Origin of the sequence: Desulfuromonas sp. TF, assembly GCF_000472285.1 — a bacterium.
GTDB lineage: Bacteria > Desulfobacterota > Desulfuromonadia > Desulfuromonadales > ATBO01 > ATBO01.
The window spans coordinates 176,501-184,903 of record NZ_KI421422.1 but is presented as its reverse complement, the minus strand read 5'-3'; the positions used below and the strand labels follow the sequence as shown (position 1 = coordinate 184,903).

Annotated in this window: 6 protein-coding genes; 2 read left to right on the top strand and 4 right to left on the bottom strand. The window is 61.0% G+C overall.

All coding sequences use genetic code 11. The annotated features are described in order from the left end of the window. From DTF_RS23945 to DTF_RS0115820, 3 genes are all read right to left on the bottom strand, one after another. The coding region (locus DTF_RS23945) for an efflux RND transporter permease subunit (RefSeq protein WP_226989376.1) at positions 1–2,810 on the bottom strand (2,810 nt) is incomplete at its 3' end. Position 2,811: 1 nt separating this feature from the next. Continuing rightward, complete coding sequence (locus DTF_RS0115825; RefSeq protein WP_027716109.1) at positions 2,812–3,912, bottom strand: efflux RND transporter periplasmic adaptor subunit; 1,101 nt, start codon at positions 3,910–3,912, stop codon at positions 2,812–2,814. Next, positions 3,909–5,243: a TolC family protein gene (locus DTF_RS0115820; RefSeq protein ID WP_081703020.1), complete on the bottom strand. Its 1,335-nt coding sequence runs from the start codon at positions 5,241–5,243 to the stop codon at positions 3,909–3,911. Before DTF_RS0115820 ends, DTF_RS0115825 begins: the two co-directional genes overlap by 4 nt. A gap of 271 nt (positions 5,244–5,514) precedes the next feature. Between DTF_RS0115820 and DTF_RS25705 the strand changes: the two genes are divergently transcribed. Together DTF_RS25705 and DTF_RS26675 are read left to right on the top strand one after the other, a co-directional pair. Next, on the top strand, positions 5,515–6,174 hold the full coding sequence (locus tag DTF_RS25705) for a BON domain-containing protein (RefSeq protein ID WP_051361375.1): 660 nt from the start codon (positions 5,515–5,517) through the stop codon (positions 6,172–6,174). A gap of 415 nt (positions 6,175–6,589) precedes the next feature. Beyond that, the gene (locus DTF_RS26675) at positions 6,590–6,784 is read left to right on the top strand and encodes a GSU3473 family protein (RefSeq protein ID WP_027716107.1); all 195 of its coding nucleotides are present in this window, start codon (positions 6,590–6,592) and stop codon (positions 6,782–6,784) included. A gap of 98 nt (positions 6,785–6,882) precedes the next feature. Here the strand turns inward: DTF_RS26675 and cls are convergent, their stop codons facing one another. Next, positions 6,883–8,364, bottom strand: coding sequence for a cardiolipin synthase (cls, locus tag DTF_RS0115805; RefSeq protein ID WP_081703019.1), 1,482 nt, complete (start codon positions 8,362–8,364; stop codon positions 6,883–6,885). Positions 8,365–8,403 lie beyond the last annotated feature (39 nt).

Genomic DNA, 8,403 nt, shown 5'->3' with positions numbered 1-8,403 from the left:
CGGCAGCCGAACCAGGATATCCAGGGGATTGCGTTCCGAAGGGATATGGACGGCGCCGACCTTTTGCCCCTCCAGGGCACCAGCAGGATGTAGATCCCCACCAGGGCGGCCCCGAAGGCGATCCCCAGGTCCCGGAAGACGTCGATGGTGATCTGCCACTCCCCCTCTCCGCTCCAGACGACGGAATTGCCCGTGGGCAGCGGGTGCTCCTTGAAGTGGGAGGAGAGATTGAGGATCGCGTTGACCGGGCTTTTTCCGGCAACGTCTCCCATCACGTAGGATACCCGCTCCAGATTTTTATGGTAAATGGTCGGCGGCAAGGTTTCGCGCTCGAAGCTTCCGAGTTCCGAAAGCCGCACCGCGGAGCCCGCTTCGCCCCGCACTGAAAGACCTTGCAGGTCCTCCAGAGAGGAACGGCCTGCACGCGGCAGCCGAACCAGGATATCCAGGGGATTGCGTTCCGAAGGGATATGGACGGCGCCGACCTTTTGCCCCTCCAGGGCGACCGCCAGGGTCCGGGCGATATCGCTGTCGGTGATTCCTGAAAGGGCGGCCTTCTCCCTCTCCGGGATGAAATGCCAGCGCTCCTGGGGCGCCTCGACCATGTCGTCGACATCCACCACGCGGTCCTCTGATTCCATGCGCTGCCGGACGATTCCGGCGGCGGCGACCTGATCCTCATAGGGAACGCCCGGCTCCGCATAGACCTCCCCGACAAGGGTGGCGATCACCGGCGGACCGGGTGGCGACTCGACGATCTTGAGGTTGGCGCCGTGAGCTTCGGCGATGCGGGTGAGCTCGTCGCGCAGGCGCAGGGTGATCTCGTGGCTGCGCATGCTCCGTTCGGCCTTGGGGAGCAGGTTGATGCGGATGTCTGCCGCGTTGGGGCCTTCCCTAAGATAGTAGTGGCGCACCATGCCGTTGAAATCCATGGCGCTGGCCATGCCCACGTAGGACTCGAAGTCCGTCACTTCGTTCACCGTTGACAGGTAATCTTCCAGGGCCCGGACCGCCGCGTCCGTTTCCTCAAGAGTGGTCCCTTCCGGCATGTCCACCACCAACTGGAACTCGTTCTTGTTGTCGAAAGGGAGCATCTTCAAAGGAACCAGGTTGAGGACGGGCAGCAGCATGGAGCCCAGCAGCAGAACCACCACCGCGGCGACGAGCAGCCACGATTTCCTCCGCGATTCGAGAAAGAGCAGAAGGAGGTTCCGGTAAAGGCGCTGCAGCCGGGTCTTCCCCTCTTCCTTTTCCTGCGGCTTTCCGTATTCCCCCTTAAGGACATGGTAGGTCATCCAGGGGGTGACGGTGAAGGCCACCAGCAGGGACATGGCCATGGTCAGCGGCACGTTCACCGCCATCGGCATCATGTAGGGGCCCATCATGCCGGTGATGAACATCATCGGCAAAAAGGAGATGATGACTGCCGCCGTCGCCAGGATGATCGGCGGGCGCACTTCGTCCACCGCGGTCAGCACGGCTTCCCGGGGCTTCTCCCGGCGCAGCTTGAAATGCCGGTAGATGTTTTCCACGTCGACGATGGGGTCGTCGACCAGCAGCCCCAGGGAAAGGACCAGGGCGAAAAGGGTCACCCGGTTGATAGTGAAGCCGAACCAGTAATTGACCAGCAGGGTGAGGGAGTAGATGATGGGGATCGCCACGGCGACGATCAGCGCCTCCCGCCATCCCAGGGAAAACAGGATGAGCAGCAGCACCGTGATCACCGCCACGGTCAGGTGCATCATCAGTTCGTTCACTTTGTGGTCGGCGGTCTCCCCGTAATTGCGGGTGACGCGGACCTGGACGGCGTCGGGGATGATCGTTCCCCGCATTCCCATGACCCGCTCGATGACGTCCTCGGCCACCGTGACCGCATTGGTCCCCTTCTTCTTGGCCACGGCGATGTTGACCGCCTGAAACTCCGTCTCCCGGCTTCCCTCCCCGGAGTCTGCGGCGGGGCCGAAACGCAGACGGGTGTAGCTGTCGGCCTCGGCCATGCCGTCGTTCACCTCGGCCACGTCGCGCAGGAAAACCGGCGCTCCCGCATGGACTCCCACGACAAGTTGGCCGACATCCCGGGCCGAGCGGAGAAAGGCGCCTCCCCGCACCAGCACCTCGGTATTGGCCCGCTGGAAGCTTCCTGCGGGGAGCTCCAGATTGCCCCCTTCGAGAGCTCGCACCACATCCCGGACCGCCAGCGATCGGGCCGAAAGCGCCTGCGGATGGAGCTCGACCCTGATCTGACGGGGACGGCCGCCGATCAGGGTGGTGACATTGGTGTCCTTCACGGATTGGAGGCGCTCCCGCACCTCTTCGCCCACCCGCCGCAGGTCATGATCGGAGAAGGTCTCAGAGTACAGGGTCAGATTGACGATGGGCACGTCATCGACGGAAACAGGCTTGACCACCCAGCCGGCGACTCCGGAGGGCACCTGGTCGATGTTGGAGCGGATCTTGTCATGGAGCTTGACGAGGGAAGGAATATACTCCTCGCCGACGTGGAACCGGACCGTGACGACGGCCATGTCCGCCCTGGACATGGAGTAGACGTACTCCACCCCCTCCACCTGCCACAGGAGCTTCTCGAGGCGCGAAGCGACCAGCTTCTCCACCTCCTCGGCATCGGCGCCCGGCACATGGACGAAGACATCCGCCAGCGGCACCTCGATCTGGGGCTCCTCCTCCCGGGGGGTGAGGGTCAGGGCGACGAAACCGGCGAGGAAGGCGAGGGCGATCAGGATGACCGACAGGTTGCCGTCCAGGAACTTATCGACGATGCGGCTGGAGAAAGAGCGCTTTTCGCCGGCCATGCTACCCCTCCACCCTGGCCCCGTGGCGGGCATTTTCGACCCCGCGGACCACAATGGCCTCTTCCCCCGAGAGCCCAGAGAGTATTTCGATGCGTTCATCCACCTTCTCGCCGGTCTTGACCTGGCGATAGTGAAGGATGCCGTTCTGAACCACATACACCCCGGTGAGCTGGCCGCGGGTCACCACTGCCGCGGCCGGAATCGTAATCAGAACCTCCGGCGCTCCGGAAGTGATCACCCGGGCGTATTGTCCCGACCTGAGAGCCGGATGCTCCGGAACCTTCAGCTTGACAGGAAAGGAGCGGTTTCGGACATCCACGGAGGGCAGAATCTCCACCACTTCTGCGGAAATCTCCAGATTCGCGGCCGGGACCTCAACCGGCAGAGTTTCCCCGATCCGGATCCGGTCGAGAGAAGATTCGGGCACTTCGGTGATCACCTGCCAGCTTTCCCGGGAGTCGAGGGTCACCAGGGGTGAGCCCGGCATCACCGTCGCCCCTTCCCTCACCTCCTTGCGCACCACCATCGCCGCATAAGGGGCCGTGATGCGGGTGTATCCTTCGCCGATCCGGGCCGCGCTTCTGCCGGCGGCGGCCTGGCGGCCGGCGGCTTCGGCGGCAGCCAGCTCCTGCCTGGCCCCCTCCAGTTCGGATCGCACCTGATCCATCTCGTGGGGGGTCACCGCTTCCCCCTCCCGGAGACGGCTATAGCGCTCGAAAGTCTTCTCGGCCAGCTCCATCCGGACCCGCAGGGCGGCGATTCTGCTTTGCGCCTGCTGCATCCCCGCCTCGGCTTCCTGCAGACGCGCCGCGGAGAGGTTTTCTTCCAGGATCAGAAGGAGCTCGCCGGACCGCACTGTTTCGCCTTCACGCACTGCGAACAGCCCGACCCTGCCGTCGACCCGGGCCGTCAGGGTGATCCGGTCAGGTCGCTGGACAGTCCCGATAAGTGCCCGGGCGGCGGAATGCTCCCTACGAAAGACCTCTCCGATTTCGATGCCGGAGACGAGCGGTCTCTCCACGGAAACCTGACCGGGGGGAACCTCCTGTCCGCATCCGAAGAAAACGAGGACCACAGATAGTATCAGGAACAGTAGTTTCACGGCTGAACCTCCATGTCGGGAAGCAAGGTTTCGATCAATGTTCCCTGCTCGTAATGGATCCGGCCCAGAGAAAGGATCAGGTCGGTCGTCGCCTCAGTCAGGTCGAAACGGCTGCGGTCCAGGGCCGCCTGAACCGCAAGGAGGGCGGTCAGATCAACCAGGCCGGCCTGGTAGCGCTGTTCGATCTGGCTGCGGCTCTCTTCTCCCGCGGCCACCGACTGTCGGGCCGCCTCCAGGTTGAGCCTGGCTTCCTCGGCCCTCAGGCGCGCCTCCTCGACCCTGAACCGAGCCTGTTGAGCCGCTTCCAGCCACCGCTGCCGGGTTGCCTGCTCTCCGGCATCCGACCGGGCAACGGCATGCTTGCGGGAGCCCCCGTCGAAGAGTTCCCAGGACAGCCTGGCGCCGACTTTCCAGGATCCCGCATCGGTTCCGAACGGGACGTCGGCATCATGCAGGGAATAAGAGGCGCCTAAGTCCGCGCGCGGCAGATATCGGTTCCGGCTCTGCTCCGCGGCGAGTTCCGCTTCTCGGCTGCGGTGACCCAGGGCCGCAAGATCGTTCCGCCGCAGCATCGTCTGCCCGCCTTCTTCAGCAAACAGCTCCGGAGTCAAGGGGGCGGCGATATCCACCGCCTCTCCCGCGCGTCCCATGTTCAATGCCAGCGACCGCCTGGCAAGTTCCAGGTCATTCTCCGCGGCCCGAACCCGTCGCCGAGCTACGGTCAGTGCGACCTTGGCTCGCAGCTGATCCGCCTTGAGACCGGTGCCCGCCCGGTATTGTTCATCGGAGAGCCGTAGCATCTCCGCCGTTTCTCTTTCTGAACTTCGGGACGATTTAAGGGCCGCATGGGCCCGTTGCAGATCCAGGTAGGATCGGAAGGCGGCAAAAGCCGCCTGCTGGGTCGACCATTCCGCTTCGGCATCAGCGGCGCGCGCGGCCTCCTCGGCCCGGCGGGTCCCGTAGGAGATGTCCGGGTTGAACAAAGGCTGCTCGACGGAAACGCGGGTTTCGAAATCCCGGCGCGAAGGAGGAAAGTTGTAGCTGTCGGCATCCTGGCTGAGCGCCAGGTCCTCCTGGTTGAGGTCGATGAACAGACTGCCGGCCGGCTCATCGGTCCAGGAGAAAGTCTCCGAAAGCATCACCCGCGGCAGATAAAGGCTCCTCGCCTCATCGGCGGCCGCGCGGGCGGCCGCCGCGTCCCCCTTAGCCGCCACCGCCAGCGGACGGCGGGATATCGCTCCATACAGTGCCTGATCTAGATTAACGGTTTCGCCTCGGAGGGAAGCGGGAAGGGACACGAATAATAAGGTTATGAATACCGGCCAATGCATTTAACGATCTCCAAATGATTGTAAGAATAATATATATATATCAAATCATATTTTGTCTACCCCTATTCTCTTAAAAATACTTTACCTTTCAGGTGAGGCAAGAAAGATCGGAACTCTTCTGCTGCACTGTTCCGATCCGATGCTTTCCGCCCCGGCGGATCCGCGCCTACTGGCGCTCCTCTCCGACTCCTTGAGAATGCCGCCGGGCGCGCTAAACTGGGAGTAGATTCCCCCATCAGCAGAGCGTGTTTATTCCGTCCGGAGGAAAGAGATGAGCGAGGACCGAAAGATCATCCAGAAGATTGAGGGAACCCTGACCCGTGACAAGAGAGTCAACCTGAATTCAGGTACTGTGGAGATCTCCTGCGAAGGAGGCTACGTTACCCTGACAGGGACGGTCCCGACTGTGGCTGCCAAACGGTTGGCGGTAAGATTGACGCAAGAGCTGCCCGAAGTGAAATCGGTCAGAGATGAGCTTCGAGTCACGACCGACAGTCCCATGGGTGATCTGCAGATTGCCGATCACGTTCGCCACGCCTTTATTCAGGAACGCAACATTGAAGAGGGTAATATCGAGATAGAAACCGACCCGGAAGGGGTTGTCATCCTGAGGGGCCATGTCCATGCCCTGGCGTACACGCGGCTCTGCGAGGTTCTCTGCTGGTGGGTGCCGGGAGTCACAGAGGTTCGAAATCTGCTGGTGGTCGACCCTCCCGAAGAGGACAGCGATGAGGAACTGAAGGATAACCTGATCACCATTCTGGAAAAAGATGTTCTGGTGAGTCCTGCCAAGTTCCGCCTGGATGTTCATGGGAAGAAAGTCACTCTCCGCGGTCGGGTCGACTCACAGACGGAAAAGGACGCGGCCGAGAAGGATTGCTGGTATACGCCGGGCGTAATCGACGTGACCAACGAACTGACGGTTTCCTGAAATAGAAATGCTTGTGTTTCGGTTTTAAACAATATATATTAAATGAACTATATAGGAGGTGCTTCATGGAAATTCTCAGTATTTTAGGTATTGTGGCAATCTGGTACGCACTCAATCGATGGATCCTGCCCCGGTTCGGGATATCCACCTGACTCTCCAACACCTGCAGCCTTCCGGTTCGGAAGGTAAAACCCGCAGCTCAAGAAGATTCAGACGAAAACATGGAATAGTTGTCTAAATCATCCAACCTGGAGAAGAATAACCTCCCCGGCATCGCATGGCAGTGCCGGGTTTTTCATTGGGAGGAATGACCGCGCCCAGGAGCAAAAAACCAGGGGCAATCTATTTTGTCAACTTTCCGCGCCCTGCTATGATGGAAGTGGAAACTTCAGAGGCCTTCGCGGAGGAGCCCGTCATGATGATTAAGGTTATGTACAAGGACGGGTCAACACACCTGGTGTCGCCCCGGTTTCTTGATCGGCTGCTTTCCTCAGATGAGATATTTGCCTTCAGACGTTCCAGCGGCTGGGTCGTTGTCAGCCGCGATCGGTTGAGGGAGAACGACGAAGGAAATGGCTATACCGGGCAGGAAAGGCGCTTAAAGCACTGAGGAGATGATAGCTCTTCGTTTTGGAATACTACCTCTGCGCCAGGAACTCATCCGTGCAACCACCGCACATCGGGCCTGGAATATCGCTCGCGCGGTGTTCACAGGTAAGGGGAGAAAATTTTCGCGGAAGTGTCCCGGAGCTTTACCGGCAGCGATCGGCCATCGACTTCTTCCAGCGACGTTCCCCGCGCCTGCTGGCGCAGATCGTCAAAATGCCGCGCCAGGGACGCGTTCAATTCCCGGTCGTAAACCTCCAGGTTGAACTCGAAATTGAGACGCAGGCTGCGCGGATCGAGATTGGCCGAACCTATCAGGGAATAATGATCGTCCACCAGGAGGAACTTGCTATGAATGAAGGGCGGCGGCTGAAAATAAATGAGGGTCCCGTACCGGAGCAGCTCCCAGAGATAGGCCTGGGTGGCCCAGGCGACATACGGCAGGTTGTTTTTACCGGGCAGCAGGATCTCCACGGTGACCCCCCGGAGAGAAGCGGCGTTAATGGCCGAGATGAGTGCGCGGTCGGGGATAAGATATGGGGTCATGATTCGAACGTGACGCCTGGCGCAGTCCAGGGCGCCGATCACGATCCAGGTAAGCTTCTCGAAGTCCTCATTGGGTCCGGCACTGATCCCGCGGCAGAACGCCTTCGATTCAGCGATACCTTCCGGATATCCCATTTCGGGAATCGCCTCCCCGGTTGTAAACTGCCAGTCCTCCAGAAAAGCCTCCTGCATCTGTTTCACCACCGGTCCCTCAACCCGGAAGTGGATATCCACAACTCGCCGGGGGTTGTTCCTTTCGGCCAGGTGGCGGTCGCCGATGTTCATGCCGCCTGTGAAGCCGGCTGGTTCGTCGACGATCAACAGTTTCCGGTGATTTCTCAGATTGAGGTGAATGCCCCGCTCGGAGAAGGACGGGGGAAGGAAGCGGGCGACGCGGACCCCGCTCCCCCGCAACAGCCGGCGGGCCGGAGGGAAAGAATACCTCTCGCCGAGGGCATCGACAAGGACACGAACGTCCACACCCCGGGCGGCGGCCGCGCGCAGGGAGTCGACAAACTGCCTGCCGGTGGTGTCGGTATCGAAAATATACGTGGACAGATAGACGAAGGAGCGGGCACGGCCTATCGCCTCGAGCATGGCCGGATACGCTTCCTCGCCGTTATGAAGGGGCGTGATGCGGTTTCCCTGGAGCAGGGGCCTCCGAGTCACGGCATCGGCTAGGCTCAGCAGTGCGGCATAGTTTTCGGAACGAAACGGCAAATCGCCCGCCATATCCGCCACCCAGAGGCAGTGATCAGGCTCGGGACCGTGCATCCCCCGGCCGCTGGCCTGCCAGTAGCGGGCCAGGGTCCGGATGCGGTTCACACCCAGCAGCCAGTAGACCATCGCGCCGATGCCGGGAAAAGCCAGGCAGAGAACGATCCATCCGAGAGCGGATCGGGGATCGCGTTTATTCAGCAGGGCGTGGCCGGCCGAAAAAAAGGAGAATGCCGCCAGGGCGCTCCAGAACAGGAGCTTGAGAATCGATTCTATCAAAAGGGGGACTCCTCCTGCGACGCGGGTCCGCGCCACTCTCATGAGAAGTCTATCTGAAAAAGGCCTGGAGTCCAAGTGAAA

Bases quoted from the DNA above. Each gene is read 5' to 3' on its own strand.
- DTF_RS0115820 (WP_081703020.1), bottom strand. From the start codon at position 5,243: ATGCATTGGCCGGTATTCATAACCTTATTATTCGTGTCCCTTCCCGCT.
- DTF_RS25705 (WP_051361375.1), top strand. From the start codon at position 5,515: ATGAGCGAGGACCGAAAGATCATCCAGAAGATTGAGGGAACCCTGACC.
- DTF_RS26675 (WP_027716107.1), top strand. From the start codon at position 6,590: ATGATGATTAAGGTTATGTACAAGGACGGGTCAACACACCTGGTGTCG.
- cls (WP_081703019.1), bottom strand. From the start codon at position 8,364: ATGAGAGTGGCGCGGACCCGCGTCGCAGGAGGAGTCCCCCTTTTGATA.